Annotated in this window: 14 protein-coding genes; 5 read left to right on the top strand and 9 right to left on the bottom strand. The window is 72.8% G+C overall.

Annotated elements, in window-relative coordinates; genetic code table 11:
* Nucleotides 1-26 precede the first annotated feature (26 nt).
* Nucleotides 27-4,442: an HAD-IC family P-type ATPase gene (locus ACIBAG_RS02725; RefSeq protein WP_399100144.1), complete on the top strand. Its 4,416-nt coding sequence runs from the start codon at nucleotides 27-29 to the stop codon at nucleotides 4,440-4,442.
* A gap of 75 nt (nucleotides 4,443-4,517) precedes the next feature.
* On the opposite strand, the gene ACIBAG_RS02720 is transcribed toward ACIBAG_RS02725, so the two are convergent.
* Entirely contained in the window at nucleotides 4,518-5,597 is a 1,080-nt protein-coding gene (locus ACIBAG_RS02720) for an NADH:flavin oxidoreductase/NADH oxidase (RefSeq protein ID WP_399100142.1), read from the bottom strand.
* Nucleotides 5,598-5,724: 127 nt separating this feature from the next.
* Between ACIBAG_RS02720 and ACIBAG_RS02715 the strand changes: the two genes are divergently transcribed.
* The gene (locus tag ACIBAG_RS02715) at nucleotides 5,725-6,078 is read left to right on the top strand and encodes an ArsR/SmtB family transcription factor (RefSeq protein WP_399100140.1); all 354 of its coding nucleotides are present in this window, start codon (nucleotides 5,725-5,727) and stop codon (nucleotides 6,076-6,078) included.
* Here ACIBAG_RS02715 and ACIBAG_RS02710 read toward each other — a convergent pair.
* Entirely contained in the window at nucleotides 5,998-7,380 is a 1,383-nt protein-coding gene (locus ACIBAG_RS02710; protein ID WP_399100138.1) for a nucleobase:cation symporter-2 family protein, read from the bottom strand. The two genes, ACIBAG_RS02715 and ACIBAG_RS02710, sit on opposite strands and share 81 nt — an antisense overlap.
* 78 nt (nucleotides 7,381-7,458) lie before the next feature.
* Nucleotides 7,459-8,802 (bottom strand): FAD-dependent oxidoreductase, encoded by a 1,344-nt coding sequence (locus ACIBAG_RS02705; RefSeq protein ID WP_399100136.1) that lies wholly within the window; start codon nucleotides 8,800-8,802, stop codon nucleotides 7,459-7,461.
* A 219-nt stretch (nucleotides 8,803-9,021) separates the two neighbouring features.
* Here ACIBAG_RS02705 and ACIBAG_RS02700 point away from each other — a divergent pair, with 219 nt between their 5' ends.
* Complete coding sequence (locus ACIBAG_RS02700) at nucleotides 9,022-9,480, top strand: DUF6214 family protein (protein ID WP_399100134.1); 459 nt, start codon at nucleotides 9,022-9,024, stop codon at nucleotides 9,478-9,480.
* Between the two features lie 63 nt (nucleotides 9,481-9,543).
* On the opposite strand, the gene ACIBAG_RS02695 is transcribed toward ACIBAG_RS02700, so the two are convergent.
* Nucleotides 9,544-10,233 (bottom strand): DUF305 domain-containing protein, encoded by a 690-nt coding sequence (locus tag ACIBAG_RS02695; RefSeq protein ID WP_399100132.1) that lies wholly within the window; start codon nucleotides 10,231-10,233, stop codon nucleotides 9,544-9,546.
* Nucleotides 10,234-10,295: 62 nt separating this feature from the next.
* On the opposite strand from ACIBAG_RS02695, the gene ACIBAG_RS02690 reads away from it, so the two are divergent.
* The gene (locus ACIBAG_RS02690; protein ID WP_399100130.1) at nucleotides 10,296-11,792 is read left to right on the top strand and encodes an LVIVD repeat-containing protein; all 1,497 of its coding nucleotides are present in this window, start codon (nucleotides 10,296-10,298) and stop codon (nucleotides 11,790-11,792) included.
* Here the strand turns inward: ACIBAG_RS02690 and ACIBAG_RS02685 are convergent.
* From ACIBAG_RS02685 to ACIBAG_RS02665, 5 genes are all read right to left on the bottom strand, one after another.
* The gene (locus tag ACIBAG_RS02685) at nucleotides 11,780-12,466 is read right to left on the bottom strand and encodes a TetR/AcrR family transcriptional regulator (protein WP_399100128.1); all 687 of its coding nucleotides are present in this window, start codon (nucleotides 12,464-12,466) and stop codon (nucleotides 11,780-11,782) included. The genes ACIBAG_RS02690 and ACIBAG_RS02685 overlap by 13 nt on opposite strands.
* Nucleotides 12,467-12,606: 140 nt before the next feature.
* A complete protein-coding gene (locus tag ACIBAG_RS02680; RefSeq protein WP_399100126.1) occupies nucleotides 12,607-13,338 on the bottom strand; it encodes an HAD family hydrolase in 732 nt (243 codons plus the stop codon).
* 75 nt (nucleotides 13,339-13,413) lie between these two features.
* Nucleotides 13,414-14,085, bottom strand: coding sequence for a phosphatase PAP2 family protein (locus tag ACIBAG_RS02675; protein ID WP_399100124.1), 672 nt, complete (start codon nucleotides 14,083-14,085; stop codon nucleotides 13,414-13,416).
* 200 nt (nucleotides 14,086-14,285) lie between these two features.
* On the bottom strand, nucleotides 14,286-15,221 hold the full coding sequence (locus ACIBAG_RS02670) for a M56 family metallopeptidase (RefSeq protein ID WP_399100122.1): 936 nt from the start codon (nucleotides 15,219-15,221) through the stop codon (nucleotides 14,286-14,288).
* A gap of 97 nt (nucleotides 15,222-15,318) precedes the next feature.
* Nucleotides 15,319-15,876, bottom strand: a complete 558-nt coding sequence (locus ACIBAG_RS02665) for a DUF5134 domain-containing protein (protein ID WP_399100120.1) — start codon at nucleotides 15,874-15,876, stop codon at nucleotides 15,319-15,321.
* 173 nt (nucleotides 15,877-16,049) lie between these two features.
* Here ACIBAG_RS02665 and ACIBAG_RS02660 point away from each other — a divergent pair.
* Nucleotides 16,050-17,515, top strand: a 1,466-nt coding sequence (locus ACIBAG_RS02660; RefSeq protein ID WP_399100118.1) for an FUSC family protein, incomplete at its 3' end; no start/stop codon positions are given.

The raw sequence follows: 17,515 nt of genomic DNA, 5'->3' as shown, positions 1-17,515 counted from the left end.
CGAACAAGGTGGAGCGAGGGCGAGCGATGGTTCTGGGACTCCTCACACGTCCGGTCACGGCCGTGGCCGGTCTGGCCGCGGCCGGACCCCGACTGCTCACCGGAGGAGCCGCCCCCGCCGTGGGAGCCGCCGCGGGGATGGCGGCCGGTGCGGCCCGGGCCGGGGTCCGCAGTGCCGACACCGCGGTGCGCGTCGCACGGGTCGCCCGCAACACCCTGTCCCTCCGCCCGCACCCCTGGCGGTCCGGCACCCGGACGCATCTCGCGCTGCGTCCCTCGGAGCCGGATGTGATACGGCGGCAGGGCGGGACCGAGCGAGCGGCGCGCCGGGTCGCCGCGGCGCTGGCGGAACGGCCCGACGTGGCCCTCGCGTACTGGGACGGCGGACTGCGCCGGCTGGTCGTGACGGCCGTCGAGGAGTCGGTCAGCGACCGGGTGGTGCAGAAGGCGACCGACATCGCGGCCCGGCACGGACTGGCGCAGACGGACGAGTCGGTCGAGGACATCGTCCACCCGGCCGACCCCGCCGGAGTGCGGGCCGCCGCCACGGCGCTCGCCGCCGACGGGATGGGCATCGCGACCGCGTTCACCGGATACGCCCTGCGCCTGCCGGTCTCACCCCGGGCGGTGACCGCGCTGGTGACGCTGCTGCGGGAGAATCCACGCTTCCGCGGGTGGCTGCGGGCGAGGGTCGGCCGCTCCCGGATGGACCTGCTCCTGGCCGTCGCGAACGCGGCCGCCCACGGTGCCGGACGCACCCCGACCGCCCTCGTGCTCGACAGCGCGCTGCGTACGCTGCAACTGGCGGACACGGTCGCCCGCGCGGCGGCGTTCGACATGGTCCACGACGAGGTGTGCACGCCGGGGCGGTGCAGCGTGGCAGGGGATCACCGCGCGCGTCCTCCGCTGCGCACCTCCCCGGCCCAGGAGTACGCCGGACACGCCGAGACCGGCAGTCTGGTGGGCGCGCTGGCCACGCTGCTGGTCAAGCACGACGGCACCGAGGCGGCGGAGGCGGTGCTGGCGGGCTCCCCGAAGGCCGCGCGCTACGGGCCCGCCGCCTTCCACGCCGTACTGAGCTCCGCGCTGTCCCGCGCGGGCGTCCTGGTGCGCGACACCGAACGGCTGCGGCAACTGGAGATGGCCGACACGGTCGTCCTGCATCCGAGCGCGCTGCGGACCCCCGGCGCCGACGCGGACCCGTGGGCTGAGGCGGTGCTGGACGCGGCTCGGCGCGCCGGACTGCGGGTCGTGATGGTGGACGACCCCGCCCTGGCCGACTTCACGAATCTCGCCGACCAGGTGGTGAGCGGCGAGCGGCCGCTGCGCGACGTGGTGAACGCGGTGCGCGACGAGGACGGCGTCGTCGTCACGGTCGCCCGCCCGGACACGGCGGACGAGGACGTGCTCACCGGACTGCTCGCCGGCGATGTGGCCGTCGCGCTCACCGATCGGGACGGGGCCGTCGTCTGGGGCGCGGACGTGCTGGCCCCGCACGGCCTGGCCGATGTGTGGCGGCTGCTGCGGGCGGTGCCGGCCGCGCGCGGGGTCGGCCGCAGGTCGCAGACCCTGGCCCGGTCCGGTGCGGCCCTGTCCGGACTCCTCGTGGCCGTCGGCCAGTCCCGGAGCGGTCGCCCCACGCCATGGCCCGGCCTGCGGCACACACCGGTCGACGCGAGCGCGGCGTGGGCCCTGCTGACCGGTGTGCGGGCGGCCCTCGGGGTGGCGGTGGCCCGCGCTCCGCACCCTCGTCCTCGGGTGGCCTGGCACGAGCTGGAACCCGACGAGGTCCGGGACCGGCTGGAGCACGAGGAGGGCCCGGAACCGACCTTCTCCGAGCAGCTCACCGACCGTGCCCGTCAGACGCTCCGCACGATGGGCCGCAGGCGCCTCTTCACACCGCTGAGCGGCCCGCTGCGGCTGGCCCGGGCGGTCCGCGGCGAACTGGACGATCCCCTCACCCCGGTGCTGGCCGTCGGCTCGGCCGCCGAGGCGATCCTCGGGTCCGTCGTGGACGCCCTGCTGGTCGTGGGCGCGCTCGACCTGAACGCGCTGGTCGGCGGCGTCCAGCGGATGCGGGCCGAACGGGCGCTGTCCGGGCTGCTCGCCAAGCAGAAGCAGAAGGCGCGGGTCACGACCGAGGAGCCCTCGTCCCAGGCGCGCGTCGTGGACGCCGCCAGGCTCAGTCCCGGTGACGTGATCGAGCTGCGGGCCGACGACGTGGTGCCCGCCGACGCGCGTCTGCTGTGGGAGGACGGCCTGGAGGTGGACGAGTCCGCGCTGACCGGAGAGTCCCTGTCGGCCGACAAGGCGACCGACTGCACGCCGGGCGCCGCCGTACCGGACCGCTGTTGCATGGTGTTCGAGGGCACGACCGTGGTCGCCGGACACGCCCGGGCCGTCGTGGTGGACACCGGGGAACGTACGGAGGCCTCGCGGGCCGTCGCCCTCGCCGCCCGCAAGCCACCGTCCGCCGGAGTGCAGGCCAGGCTGCGCGAACTCACCGACAAGGCGCTGCCGTTGACCCTGGCGGGCGGCGCCGGAGTGACCGCGCTGTCGCTGCTGCGCGGCACACCGATCCGCCGGGCGGTGAGCGGCGGCGTGGCCGTGGCCGTGGCCGCGGTCCCCGAAGGGCTGCCGCTGGTGGCGACCGTGGCGCAGCTGGCGGCCGCTCGCCGGCTGAGCCAGGGCGGAGTCCTCGTCCGGGCTCCGCGCACCCTGGAGGCGCTCGGCCGGATGGACACCATCTGCTTCGACAAGACGGGCACGCTCACCGAGAACCGGCTGCGTCTCGTGCGGGTGACGGACGCGGACGGCACGGTCCGCGCGCGGCACGAGATGGACGAGACGGACCGGACGGGAGCCGGCGCCACGCTGCGCATCGCGGCCCGTGCCTGCCCCCAGCTCAACGGCGGCCGGGACCGGCCCGTGCACGCCACCGACGAGGCCGTCCTGGCCGCGGCCGCCCCCGACCCGGAGTGGTCCCAGACCGAGGGCCTGCCCTTCGAGGCCGGCCGCGGTTACGCCGCCGCCGTCGGCCGGGCCGAGGACGACACCCCCGTGCTCGTGGTCAAGGGCGCCCCCGAGACGGTGCTGCCCGCCTGCGCCGGTCTGCCCGCGTCGGCGACGGAGACGGCGCAGACGCTCGCCGGCGACGGACTGCGCGTCCTGGCCGTGGCCCGGCGTCGGCTGGGCCCGTCGGACGAGGCGGCCGACGTACTGGAACAACCCCTGGAAGACCTGGAGTTCACCGGCCTGCTGGCTCTCGCCGACATGCCACGCGAGACCTCCACGGCCCTTGTCCAGGGGCTGCGGGACGCGGGCGTACGACCCGTCATGCTGACCGGCGACCACCCGCGAACCGCCCGGGCGATCGCCGCCGAGCTGGGCTGGCCCGAGGACACCGGTGTGGTCACCGGCGAGGAGCTGGCGTCCGCGGACCGGGAGGCACGGGCTCGGATGCTGGACGACATGGGCGTGGTGGCCCGGGTCGCGCCCGAGCAGAAACTCCAGGTCGTCGAGGCGCTGCGGGACGCGGGCCGGGTGGTCGGCATGGTCGGCGACGGAGCCAACGACGCGGCGGCCATCCGCGCCGCCGACATCGGCGTCGGCATCAGCGCCCGTGGTTCGGCCGCCGCCCGCAACGCGGCCGACCTCGTCCTCACCGACGGTGACCTGACGGTCCTGATCGACGCGGTCGCCGAGGGCCGGGCTCTGTGGCACAACGTCGCGGACGCCATCGCCATCCTGATCGGCGGCAACGCGGGCGAGGTGGGCTTCGGCCTCCTCGGCACCCTCCTGTCGGGCGCGGCGCCCCTGTCCACCCGGCAGATGCTGCTGGTGAACCTGTTCACGGACCTGTTCCCGGCGATGGCGGTGGCGGTGACGCCGAAGGAGGCGGCGGAGGCTGAGGACGCTGAACGGGCGGAGGGGTCGGATGCGGAGACGGCCGCGGCTGGGAGGCCGGACCAGGGCGACCGTGCCGACACCGCAGCGAACCGGACCGACCGGGGCGGCGCGGTCGGACCCGAAGCCCTCATCGGCTCGGTCCTCGGCCCACCCCTGATCCGCAAGATCCGGCACCGTGCCCTGACCACCACGCTGGGCGGTACGGCCGCCTGGCTGATCGGCCGCTTCACCCCGGGCACCGCACGGCGCTCGACCACGATGGCCCTGTGCGCGGTGGTCGGTACGCAGCTCGCCCAGACGCTGGCCGACCGGCGGGGCAGCCCACTGGTCCGGGCCACCGCCCTCGGCTCCGGGGCCGTCCTCGTCGTCCTGGTGGAGACCCCGGGCGTCAGCCATCTCTTCGGCTGCACGCCGCTCGGTCCGTTCGCCTGGGCGGGCGTCGCCGCGTCGATCGCGCTCGCGGTGACGGGCCAGCGGGCCGTGCCGTACCTGGAGCGGACACTCCTGCGGCATGTCCCGTACGGCACGCGGTGACCGGCGCGTGGCTGCGACCGGCGACAACCCGGCCGCAGCCCCACCACGGGACCGACCACCCCGGCGGGCGGGCGATCAGACGGACCGGTGGTACTGGTCGGGCACGTGCACCTCGCCGCCCAGCTCCCGTGCCGCGTGCCGTGCCCACGACGGGTTGCGCAGCAGCTCGCGGCCGAGCAGGACGGCGTCCGCCTCACCGTTGGCGATGATCTTCTCGGCCTGCTCGGCCTCGGTGATCAGCCCGACCGCGGCGACCGGCAGCGAGGTCTCGGCCTTCACCCGCGCGGCGAACGGCACCTGGTACCCGGGGCCGACGGGAATGCGCGCGCTCGCGGCGTTGCCGCCGCTGGAGACGTCGAGCAGGTCGATGCCGTGGGCCTGCAGATCGGCGGCGAAACGGACGGTGTCGTCGGCGGTCCAGCCGTTGTCCTCCAGCCAGTCGGTCGCCGAGATGCGGAAGAACAGCGGCTTGTCGTCCGGCCACACCTCCCGTACGGCGTCCACGACCTGGAGGGGGAAACGGGTGCGGTTCTCGTACGAGCCGCCGTATTCGTCGGTGCGGTGGTTCGAGTACGGGGAGAGGAACTCGCCGATCAGATAGCCGTGGGCGCCATGGATCTCGGCGACCTCGAAGCCGGCGGCGAGGGCGCGCCGGGCGGCGTCCGCGAACTTCTGGACGATTTCCTGGATCCCGGCGACCGTCAGCTCGGTCGGCACGGGGTGCCCGTCGGCGAACCCGACCGGGCTGGGCGCCACCGGCTGCCATCCGTGCGCGTCCGGGCCCACCGGGGCACCGCCCTTCCAGGGCTGGTCGGTCGACGCCTTGCGGCCGGCGTGCCCGAGCTGGATGCCCGGCACCGTGCCCTGCGACACCAGGAACCGGGTGATGCGACGGAAGGCCTCGACCTGGGTGTCGTTCCAGATCCCCAGGTCGTACGGGGTGATCCGGCCCTCCGGGCCGACCCCGGTGGCCTCGACGATGATCAGCCCCGTGCCCCCGGCCGCGCGGGCCGCGTAGTGCGCGAAGTGCCAGTCGTCGGGGACGCCTGTGCCAGGGCCCTCCGGCGCGGCCGAGTACTGGCACATCGGGGGCATCCACACCCGGTTCGGGAACGTCACATCGCGCAGGGTGTAGGGCTCGAAGAGCGCACTCACGGCGGACTCCATTTCGTCACGGGGACCAGCTGTCAAGTCGTACGATAAGCATCGTAGTACGGGAAGTGTCAAACTACGAGGGTTCTCGTACAATGGTGGCGACAGAACCCGATGAACTGGAGCCGCCGTGACCAGCCCCGCTGTCAGCAGCCGAGACCTCCCGCACCCGGCGCGCGAGGAGATCCGTCTGGAAGGCGTGCTGCACGCGCTGTCCGACCCGCTGCGCCTCCAGATCGTGCGAGAGCTCGCCGCCGTCGGCGACGAGCTCTCCTGTTCGCACTTCGACCTGCCGGTCACCAAGTCCACGACCACACATCACTTCCGTGTGCTGCGCGAGAGCGGTGTGATCCAGCAGATCTACCGGGGCACGGCCAAGATGAACGGCCTGCGCAAGGACGACCTAGACGGCCTCTTCCCGGGACTTCTCGACACCCTTCTCGAGGCCGCCGCCCGGCAGGCCGCCCGGCTCGGCGGCGCCTGAGCCCGCCTTCGCGGGCAGGTGGTTGAAGAGCAGGTTCAGCACGATCGCCGTCAGGCAGCCCGCGCTGATCCCGCTGTTCATCACCGTCTGGAACCAGTCCGGGAACTTCTCGTAGACCGTCGGCACACCGACCGGCAGCATGCCCATGGCCACGGAAACGGCCACCACCGTCAGGTTGTTGTTGCCCTTGAAGTCCACCTCCGCCAGCGTTCTCAGCCCGCTCGCGGCGACCGTCCCGAACATCACCAGCCCCGCACCCCCCAGCACCGGAGCGGGTATCGCCGCCACCACCGCGCCCAGCTTGGGCAGCAGCCCCAGCAGCACGAGAATCCCGCCCGCGGTGGCCACCACCCAGCGGCTGCGCACCCGGGTCATGCCGACGAGGCCGACGTTCTGGGCGTACGCCGTGTACGGGAAGGTGTTGAACACGCCGCCCAGCACCGTCGACAGCCCGTCGGCGCGCAGGCCGTCCGCCAGGGAGCGCGGCGAGACCTTGCGGTCGGTCATCTCCCCGACCGCGATGAAGTCCCCTGTCGTCTCGGTCATGCACACCAGCGCCACCACCAGCATCGACACGATCGCCGAGAACTCGAAGGTGGGTGCGCCGAAGTGGAACGGCGTGCTGATCCCGACCCAGTCGGCGTCGCCCACCCCGCCGAAGTCCGTGAACCCCGACGGCACGGCGACCGCCAGCCCCACCACGATGCCGATCAGTACGGCGATCCGGCTGAGGAACGCCGGCGCGAAGCGCTGCACGCCGAGCACCACGGCGAGGACGAACGCGGCCAGTGCGAGGTTCTTCGGCTCCCCGAAGTCCGCGGAACCGACGCCGCCGGCCGCCCAGTTGCCCGCGACCGGCAGCAGGGAGAGGCCGATGATCAGGATCACGGTGCCGGTCACCAGGGGCGGGAAGTACCGCAGCAGCCTTCCGAAGACCGGAGCCAGCAGCACGATCGCGAGTCCTGCGACGATCACCGAGCCGTAGATCGCGGGGAGCCCGCCGCCCGTCGTGCCGATCAGCACCATCGGGGAGACGGCGGCGAACGTACAGCCCTGCATGATCGGCAGCCGTACGCCGAAGCGCCAGAAGCCGATGCACTGGATCAGTGTCGCGATGCCGCACACCAGCAGGTCGGCGGTGATCAGGTAGGCCAGGTCGGCCGGTGGGAGCTTCATGGCTCCGCCGACGATGAGGGGGACGGCCACGGCGCCGGCGTACATCGCGAGGACGTGCTGCAGCCCGAAGGCGGCCAGGTGGCGGGCGGGTGGGACTTCGTCGACGGGGTGTGCCGTTGTGGTCATGGGCGGGACCGTAGACTCCTTGAACAGATTGTTGATTTCGGCGGTGTTGCCGGTTCGTTGCCCGGTGCGGGTCCGCCCCTAAAGGACGTTGTCATGTGCGGCGATCATCAGTGATTCCCAATCGGGAAGCTTCACCACACCCCTGCCCAGCGACGCCCCCAGTTCCGCCTCCGCCCGTTCGATCGCGCACCAACCCGTCCACTCCACCGGTTCGATTCCCTCGGCGCGCAGTGCCGTCAGCGGGTCCTCGGGCACTTCTCTGCGTACGAGGACGTCGGCGTCCTCGAGCAGCGACGTCACCGTCTCCTTCGCGCACGGCCGGTTCGTGCCGATCACGCCCGTCGGGCCCCGCTTGATCCAGCCGGCCACATACTCGCCCGGCGTGACCAGGCCCTCGCGTACCACCCGCCCGGCGACATGCGGCACCGTGCCGGTCGACGTGTCGAACGGCAGGCCCTCCAGCGGTACCCCGCGATAGCCCACCGAACGCAGCACCAACTGGGCCTCGACGTCCTCGTATTGCCCGGTGCCGGTCACTCCACCCCGCCCGTCGGGCGCCGTCCGTTCGAAGCGCACCGCGGCCACGCGCCCCGCCTCGGCGAGGAGTTCGACGGGCCGCAGGAAGAAACGCAGGCAGATGCGATGGCGGGCCTCGCGCGCCGGGGCCTCGGCCCAGCCGCGCAGTACCTCGACGTTGCGGCGCTGGGGGGCGGGCAGCGCGGAGGGGTCGGCGCACGCCGGATCCGCCGCCAGCTCCTCGGGGTCCACGGTCACCTCGGTGTCCGGCAGGGTGCCCAGCTCCCGCAGCTCCTTCGTGGTGAAGCGGGCCTGCGAAGGGCCGCGGCGCCCCACCATGCTGATGTCGCTCACCCGGCTCGCGGCGAGGGCGGTGAGCGCCCCCTGGGGCATGTCGGTGGGGCTCAGCTCCGCCGTGCCCCGGGCCAGCATCCGCGTGACGTCCACCGCGACGTTCCCGACGCCGATGACCACCGCCGACCGCGCGCCGACCACGAACCCGTCGTCGACGGCATCCGGATGGGCGCTGTACCAGGACACGAACTCGGTCGCCGACCAGCTGCCCGGCAGGTCCTCGCCGGGAATCCCGAGGTGGCGGTCGGTGGCGGCACCCACGCAGTACACGACCGCGTGGTAGAGGTCCCGCAGCCGGTCCGCCGGCACTCCGTCGGGGCCGATCTGGACGCCGCCCAGGAAGCGCACCCGCTCGTGCTCCAGGACCGTCCGCAGGTTGTTCTGCAGGGACTTGATCTTCTCGTGGTCCGGCGCCACGCCGTACCGCACCAGGCCGTAGGGGCACGGCAGCCGGTCCAGGACGTCGACGACCACGTCGGGGTCCTGCTGTACCAGGCTCTGGGCGGTGTAGCACCCGCTCGGCCCGGAGCCGACGACGGCGACACGCAGCACGGCGGAACTCCTTGGACGAGGGTTTGTCGGGGGCTTCGGGAATCTCCAGGAGTCGCTCTCGAGTCCAGCATCGCACCACGGACGCTCCGCTGACAGGGTGCAGTGCGCCGACCGGGAGGCGTGTTCGTTCAGTATGGAATGTGATCATGCGGTTACGTTGCGTGTGTGCTGGAAGCATCCTTTCTTAATCTTTCCGATCGTTGTGCTTCGGACGGCATCGTGTCCGTGTGGCCCGCGTGGGAAGTGCGGGACGGTGCCGGCGCCACGGCATGGCTGGGCGTCCGGCTGGAGTTCGGCGACGGCGCCCGGGTCGAGGCGCTCGCCGTGGTGTCCGAGGAGGGCGTCTCCATCGAGGACGTCCGGGCCCGTCCGGCGCTCTCCCTGGACGACCTGGCGGCACTCGCCGACTGGATCGAGGATCCGCTCTCCAAGGCGTGCGGGGCGGGGGGCGAACCGGTCCGCGAGGGTACCGGGCCGAGTCGGGCCCGGCCGCCCTGGCCGCTGGGTGTCGAGGGGCAGTGGCTCGTGGCACAGGAGTACCGCGCGGCTCAGGAGCAGGGAGCCGACCCCGTCCTCGCGGTGATGCGCGCGACTGGACACAGCCGCCGCAGGTCGCTCAGGCTCATCGGCCAGGCGCGCGACGCGGGCTTCCTGACGCCGCGCCGCGCCCGCCGCTGAGCTCGGCCCCGAAGGCGGAACGCACCTGCCGCTGACTGCGCCCCCACCGGCGGAGCGGGTCCCTCAGAGCATGTCCCGCATCCGCGTGATCTCGCTCGTCTGCTGGGCGACGACCTCGTCGGCCATCTCCTCGATCGCGATGTTGTTGCCCTGGCCCTTCACGTCCGTCGCCATGGTGAGCGCCCCGTCGTGATGGGTGATCATCAGGGTGAGGAAGAGCTGGTCGAAGGCCGTTCCGCGCGCGGCGCGCAGTTTCTTCAGCTGTGCCTCGGTCGCCATGCCGGGCATGGTGCCGTGCTGCTCGTGGCCGCCGCTGTCCGTGGCCTTCTCGGGCTTGTCGTGGTTCTTCAGCCAGCCCTTCATGGCGCTGATCTCCGGGCCCTGCGCGGCGGCGATCCGCTCGGCGAGGGCCTTGACCTTCGTCGACTCGGCGCGGTCCGCGGCGAGTTCGGTCATCTCCAGGGCCTGGGTGTGGTGCTCGATCATCATGCGTGCGTAGGCGACGTCGGCCGAGTTGGGGGAGTCGTCCTCGGCGCGCTGCCGTGCGGCCTCCTCGGCGGACAGTTTCCGGTTCTCCTCGCCGGGCTTGCCGGGCACGATCACCGAAGGTCCGCCCTCCTCGGCCGCCTCGGTCCCGGAGTCGCAGCCGCCGAGCGTGAGTACGGCCAGGGCGGCCAGAGCGGCGGCGAACGCGGGTGTGCGGCGGATGGGCGTCTTCGTTACATGTTCATTGCCCCCTATTGATATGTGCATGGCGAAGACGATACTCGGGCTTGCGCGAACCGTTCCAGTGGGACGGACAAGGGAGGAAAACAGTGATCCTGTTCAGTATTCCCCGAAGACGGCGCAGATGCCTGGGAGTTGCCGCTGCGGCGGCCGGACTCCTGGCCGCGCTGCTGACCGTGCAGCCCGCTGCCGCGACCCCCGACCCGGGGGACGGCCCAGTCGCGGAGAAGGAGGTCTCCGAGAGCACCCGGGCCGAGGTTCGGGAGGCTCTCGCGGACGGTGAGATACCCGGCCAGCACGAGATCGTCCGCTCGGAGAACATCGAGCACCTGGCGTTCGTCCCCAAGGACGTGCTGCAGGGCACCAATTCGGACCTCGCCTTCCAGGGCAGGTACGCCTTCGCCGGCAACTACGACGGCTTCCGTATCTTCGACATCAGCAACCCGAGGGCCCCGCGGACGGTCGCCCAGGTCCTTTGTCCCGGCTCGCAGAACGACGTCTCCGTCTCCGGCGACCTGCTGTTCCTGTCCACCGACTCCTCGCGCAGCGACAGCAGTTGCAACAGCACCACCCAGCCGGCGACCGAGAAGTCCTCGTGGGAGGGCATGAAGGTCTTCGACATCAGCGACAAGACCAACCCGAAGTATGTCGCCGCGGTCGAGACCGCCTGCGGCTCGCACACCCACACGCTGGTGCCGGAGCGCAGGAACGTCTACATCTACGTCTCCTCGTACTCGCCGGACGCCACCTACCCCGACTGCCAGCCCCCGCACGACGGCATCTCCGTCATCAAGGTGCCGCGCAAGGCGCCGGAGAAGGCGGCGGTGGTGAACTTCCCGGTGCTCTTCCCCGGTGAGGGCCCGGACGGCGGCGGCAACCCCGGTCCGCCCGGAGGCGTGCGCAAGACCACCGGCTGCCACGACATCACGGTGCTTCCCTCCAAGGACCTGGCCGCCGGTGCCTGCATGGGCGACGGCATCCTGCTGTCCATCGCGGACCCGGAGCACCCGAAGGTCATCGACCGGATCCGGGACGACGTGAACTTCGCGTTCTGGCACTCGGCGACCTTCAACCAGAAGGCGAACAAGGTCGTCTTCACCGACGAGCTGGGCGGCGGCGGCGCGGCCACCTGCAACGCGGAGATCGGCCCGAACCGCGGAGCCGACGGCATCTACGACATCGTCGGCAGGGGAGACCAGCGCAAGCTCGCCTTCCGCAGCTACTTCAAGATCCCCCGGCACCAGGCGGCCACCGAGAACTGCGTGGCCCACAACGGCTCGCTGATCCCGGTCAAGGGCCGGGACATCATGGTCCAGGCCTGGTACCAGGGCGGCGTCTCCGTCTGGGAGTTCACCGACTCGGACAACCCGAGGGAGATCGCGTACTTCGACCGGGGCCCGCTCACCACGGACACGATCAAGTCGGGCGGCTCGTGGTCGGCGTACTACTACAACGGCTACATCTACTCCAACGAGTACGCCAGGGGCTTCGACGTCCTGAAGATCGACGACCGGCGCACGAACCCGGCTCGCTGGGTCACGGTGCGCGAACTCAACGTCCAGACACAGCCGGACTACTTCGACTGACCGTCCGGGCAGCCGGGCACCGACCCGGTCGCGAAGAACCGAGACAGATCGGTGTCGCACGTCCCGCCGGGTTCGGTCCCCGAGTCCGGCGGGACTCCCATCTCCCACTCCAGCCGGTAGCGCTTGAACAAGTCGGCGCGCAGCACCGCCACCGGCATCGGCGCACCGGGCACCAGTGCCGCGTAGACGGCGCCCATGAGCAGTGCGCGCAGCATCGGGTAGTCGGCGTCGACGTCCGGCGAGCCGTACCGTACACAGGTGTCCCGCAGCAGTTCCGCCAGGCGCCGCTGCTCCGGACACTGGACGAAGCCCTCGGCCTGCAGGATCCCCGCCATGTGCTGGCGCATCAGCACGGGCCGGTCCCGGGCCAGACCCAGGATCGCGTCGATGGCCCGCGCCATGCGCTCGCGCCCGTCCTCGCTGCGCGGCTCGCGCTCCAGCGCCTCCTCCAGCGTGCGGTGCATCAGGCGGTGCACGGCGGACTGCAGCAGCTGGCGTTTGCCGGGGAAGTAGTACGACACCAGGCCACGCGCCGAGCCCGCCCGGTCCGCGATGTCGCCCAGCGTCGTGGCCTCGTATCCCCGCTCGCCGACCAGCTCGACGGCAGCCTGCAGAAGCCGCTCCCGGGATCGCCGCCGCAGCTCTTCATTGACCGAGGCGCTGCGCGGGGACATGCTGTAACTCCTGCGTTGACTGGCTGCCAGCCAACTATACTCAGCGCTTCCGGGCCGGCCTCGATTCGGCTTGGTCGGGGCTGCCGCCTGCCTCGGGCGACGCGGGGGATCGTCCGAGGCCGGCGAGCGTCCCGGGACGGCTATTCGTCCGTATCAGGGCCGGAACCGTTCGCCCGCGCGGCGCCGCCCACGAGATCCAGCACCGGCCGCAGTCCGTCGGGTCGCTGTGGCGCCGGCAGATGGTCCACGAAGTGCACCGCACAACCCAGGGCCGCCGCGCCGCCGTCCGCCCGGCGGTCGTCGCCGACCATGACGACATCGCGCGGATCGACGTCGAGCGCCGCGCAGGCGGCCGCGAACAGCCGCGCGTCGGGCTTCTGGATGCCGTGCTCGAAGGACAGCACGTAGGCGTCCACATACCGATCGAGGCCGTGCTCCCGGAACACGGGACGAAGGTCCCAGCCGATGTTGCTGACCACGCCGACGCGGACGCCGCGCTCACGCAGCGTCCGCAGCACCTCCGCGGTGTCGGGGTAGGGCACCCACGCGGCCGGTGTCATGTGACGGTCGTAGAGCAGGTCGTGCAGCCGGTCGTCGGGGAGCTGCACATGCCGGGACAGCCCGGTGTAGGCGGCCCGGTGCAGTTCCGCGCTCTTGTCCCGCACGCCCCACACACTCGCCACGTCCTCGGGCAGCCACGAGGGACCGACCCCGCCCGGCAACGCGCCCATCGCCTCCAGCCCTCGCGCGGCCTCGGCCAGTTCGGCCTCGCCGAGCTCCATCCGGCCCTCGGCGAGCGCTCCGCGCAGCCAGGACTCGGTGGACTCGACACGGAAGAGAGTTCCGGAGAAATCGAACAGAACTGCGGTCATGCGGCGGATCCTACGGGGCCGTGTGCCGTCGCGCGGGAAGATCGCCGACATGGCCGTGACGGCGCTACGGCACGCTCACCCCCGCCAGCGCGTGTGCACCCGCACCGCCAGCACCACGACCAGTGCGCCCAGCAGCCAGCCGCCCACCACGTCCGTGGCCCAGTGGACGCCCAGCCACACCCGGGTCAGGCCGACGCCGGCCACGGAGATCACGGCCACGGTGACGGCCGTGCGCCACACGGTGCGTTCGGGGCCGTGGCGGTGCAGGAGCCACAGCAGGAGGCCGCACACCACGGCGGCCGTCATGGCGTGGCCGGAAGGGTAGGCGGCGTACTGGGCGGAGTCGACCGGGTCGGTCCAGACGGGGCGGGGGCGGTCCAGCAGGGCCTTGAGGGACTGCTGGAGCACGGTGGCGAGCGCGCAGGTGGCCACCAGCCACAGTGCCGTCCAGCGCGCGGCTCTGCGCCACACCAGCCAGATCGCGACCGCCGCGGTCAGGATGCGCATCGTCCAGGGATCCCAGACCCAGTCCGTCAGAATGCGGAACGCGTGCGTGACGCCCTTCTCGTCGACCGCCCAGCGGTGGGTGGTCTCGGCGATGTCGCCGTCGAGGTTCATCAGGGGGTACCACCGGACCGCCACCAGGGCGAGGAGCAGCACGGAGCACAGGGCCAGGGCACCGGCCCAGCGGGTGGTGCTGCGCTCGGCCGGTGGGCGGGGCGGGGATTCGACGGACCGGGTGTGCATACTGCGATCCTCGCCGACCGATGGGGCGAGAGGCCAATGCCGGGGGTGGGTTTGCGACGCCCGCCACAGCGGAAACCGGTCGTTCCGGCGTCGCCCGCCGCAGGGAAAGCGGCCGATCCGGCGCCCGTCAGGCGGGAATCGGGCTGTCCCTGGGTGAGAGGCGCCACCGGACCCGGTCCGGATACCGGCAGCCGGCCCGGTTACCCCAGCGCCCGCAGCCCCGGCCCGAACGCCACCAGCACCGGCACCACCGGCACCAGCGCTGCCGCCGCCGTCAGCCGCAGCCGACGGCCCGCCGTAAGCCGGTCCGGGGGAGTCAGCAGGCGGTGCACCCGCTGCGGCACCTGCGCCTGCGCGGTCGGGCACGGGCCGAACACGCCCCGGTCCTCGTTGAGTTCGACCAGGGCGAGGGCGGTCGTCAGCCGGCCGAAGCGGCGGGAGGCCATGTCGTCGGCGGCGAGTTCGACGAGGCGGTGCATCTCGTCGCGGAACGCCGCGAACACCGGTACCTGCGGGAATCCGCCCGCCAGCGCCGCCGAGCAGTGCAGCAGCCAGTCGTGCCGGGCGCGCGCGTGGCCCTGCTCGTGGGCCAGCAGGGCGTCCAGCTGCCGTCCCTTCAGACGGCGCAGCGCGGCGGTGGTGATGACCAACCGGGGTGCCGCGCCGGGCAGCCACCAGGCGTCCGGCCGCTCGCCCTCCAGGACCACCAGCCGGTCGTTCGCCGGCTGCTCGCCGGGCAACAGCGGGGAACGGACGAGGAGTTCGGTCCGCCGTCGCCTGCGCCGGGCACGCGTGCGTACGACCTCCCGCACGAGCATCGCCACGGTCCACAGCCCACCGCACGCGAGGGCCACCGCCGTCGTCGCCGCCCAGGGACCGCCCACACCGAGCGCGTACGCCTCCACGACGGCCCGCGGCGCAGGGGCGAACACATGGCCGCGCACGGCATGCCAGGCGGACGCCGCACTGAGCGTCATCGACAGCGCACAGCACAGCAGTACTGCCGCCACCACGGACTGCCACGCCCACAGCGCCACCACCGGTTCACGGTCCGGCCAGTCGGCCCGGGCGAGCAGCCGGGGGGCGACGACGGCGGTCAGGGCGCCGAGCAGCAACAGTGCCGCGGGGACCATCATGGGCAGCACCCTATGAGCGCCGTACCGCCCACCGGTACGGACCACCGCGTCGAAGTGACGCAGCCCACGGGGGTTGGCCGCCCTGCGGAGCGCCCGTTCAGAGGGTCAGCAGCATCGCCACCATGGCGATCCCCATGGACAGCCTGCACGCCCGCGCCAGCTCCGGCCGGTCCCCCCAGCCGACGCCCCCGACGCCCCCGATACCTGCGCCGCCCGCGGCGACGGGCACCAGCCGGACGCCGGACAGCAGTACGTATCCCGTGAAGTACAGGAGCAGCATGCCCGTCACCAGCGGGATCCCGGAACCGCCGTGCCCGCCCGCGTGCCCCGGGGGCGCGGCCATCGCGGCCGCCATGTAGACCATGGCCGATGACCCCACCAGGTGGTGCAACTGGTGGGCGTCCGCCCGCACCGACCACAGCGCGTGCAGGGCGGCCGCGCCGAACACCGCCGCGTAGCCGGGCCAGGCCCACGACGGCGGGGTGAACACCGCGGTGGGAACCGCCATCACCGCCATGCCGAAGCCCATCAGCGCCTCGCCGCCCGCGGCCCGGCGCTGCTCCTCGACGTGGCTGCGCATCCGCAGCAGACAGTAGGCCCCGGTCGCCGCACACAGCGCGACCAGCAGCCAGCCGTGCGAAGCCGGTCCGTGCACGCGCACCCTCCCCGCTCGACGGTCTGACAGTCCGTCGATGCCCCGGTCGTGCGGCGCGCAAGCGAGCGCAAGGGTGTACACGGGGAGCATTCGGCGGAGCACGGCAGGTCATCGCGCCGGTGACCACTTCCCGGCACTTCATTCACGAGTAAAACACTTGCTAAGCTGATTGCATGAGCAGTCGCATCCCGCTCGCCGGAGCGCTGCGCCTCGGCCGGCCCTCCGACATCTGGTTCAAGCCCGCCCTGAGCGTGGTCGTCGCCGTCGCCCCACCCAACCTCGCCCTGCTGACGCTGGGCCGGCTCGATCTGGCGATGTACACCATGGCCGGGTCCCTGTGCGCGCTCTACGCCCACAACCGCCCCTACGCCGCCCGGGCCCGCGCCCTGGCATGGGTGGTGCTCGGGATGCTCGGCGGTCTTGCCGTCGCACTGGCCGCGGCCTCGCTCACGCACCGCGCCGAGGTCCTGGTCGCCGTCGGCGCGCTGCTGGCCGCCGCGCAGAAGGTGCTGTGCGACGCGACCCGCATCGGCCCGCCCGGCAACGTCGTCCTCACCTTCGTCAGCTCCGCCGCCGTGTTCACCCCGCAGTCCCTCGCCCAGGTCCCCGGCCATCTCGCACTGGCCGCCGCGGCCGGCGCCTGGGCATGGCTCGTCGGCATGGCTCCGGGCCTGCTGCGTCCGCACGGACCGGAGCGCCGGGCCGTCGCGGGCGCCCTGAGCGCGGCAGCGGCGCACGTGGAGGCGGGCGGCACCGCAGACGCGGGCGGCCATGGTGAGCATCACGCCCGGACCCACGCCCCCGCCGTCACCGCCGTACACGCCGCCCGGCAGGCCCTGCTCTCCGCGGGCCGCCCCTCCGAGACCCGCCGTGCCCTCGAACGCCTCCTCGTGCGCGCCGAGGTCGCCCTCGCCGCCCCGGCCGACGCGGACCCCGGGCCGCTGCGCACCTGGGCCGGGCAGGTCCGCGGCAACGGCCCTGTCCCGGAGGTGGACGACCTCACCGGCCCGGGCACCAAAGTCGCCTCGCCCCCCGCCCCGCTGAGGCGCCGCCTGCGCCCCCTTGCCCCGCTCGCCGTGCGCGTGGCCCTCGGCTGCGCCCTCGCCGGCTACGCCTCCCTCGCGCTGGGGATCGGCCGCCCCTACTGGGCCCTGGTCACCGCGGCATCCCTGTACCAGGCCAACCTCACCCTCACCTGGGGCCGTGGGGTCCAGCGGGTCGTGGGCAACCTGCTCGGCGTGCTCCTCTTCGCCGCGCTGGTTCCGGTGGCCCACTCAGGGGAGGTCGCCCTGGTCCTGTGCTGCCTCGCCCTCAACTTCGGGGCCGAGGCGCTGATCGGCCGCAACTACTGGCTCGGCAGTGTCTGCGTGACCCCGATGGCGCTGCTCATCACCGAGTTCGCCGGGTTCCAGGAGCCCGGCCGGCTGATCACCGAGCGGATCGTGGACACCGTGGTCGGCGCGCTCGTCGGTCTTGTCGCCGCGGTGGCCGTACCCGACCGACGGCGGCAGCGGGTCGTGTGCGCCGAACCGATCGCACCCCGTACGCTCGCGACTAGGTCGTGGGGGGGGGGGGGCGGGGGGGGGGCCCCCGGGGGGGGGGGGGGGGGGGGGGGGGCGGGCCCAGGCGTAGAGCGACG

It is taken from the genome of Streptomyces sp. NPDC051243 (assembly GCF_044455405.1).
GTDB lineage: Bacteria > Actinomycetota > Actinomycetes > Streptomycetales > Streptomycetaceae > Streptomyces.
This window is presented reverse-complemented; position numbering and strand designations above follow the sequence as displayed.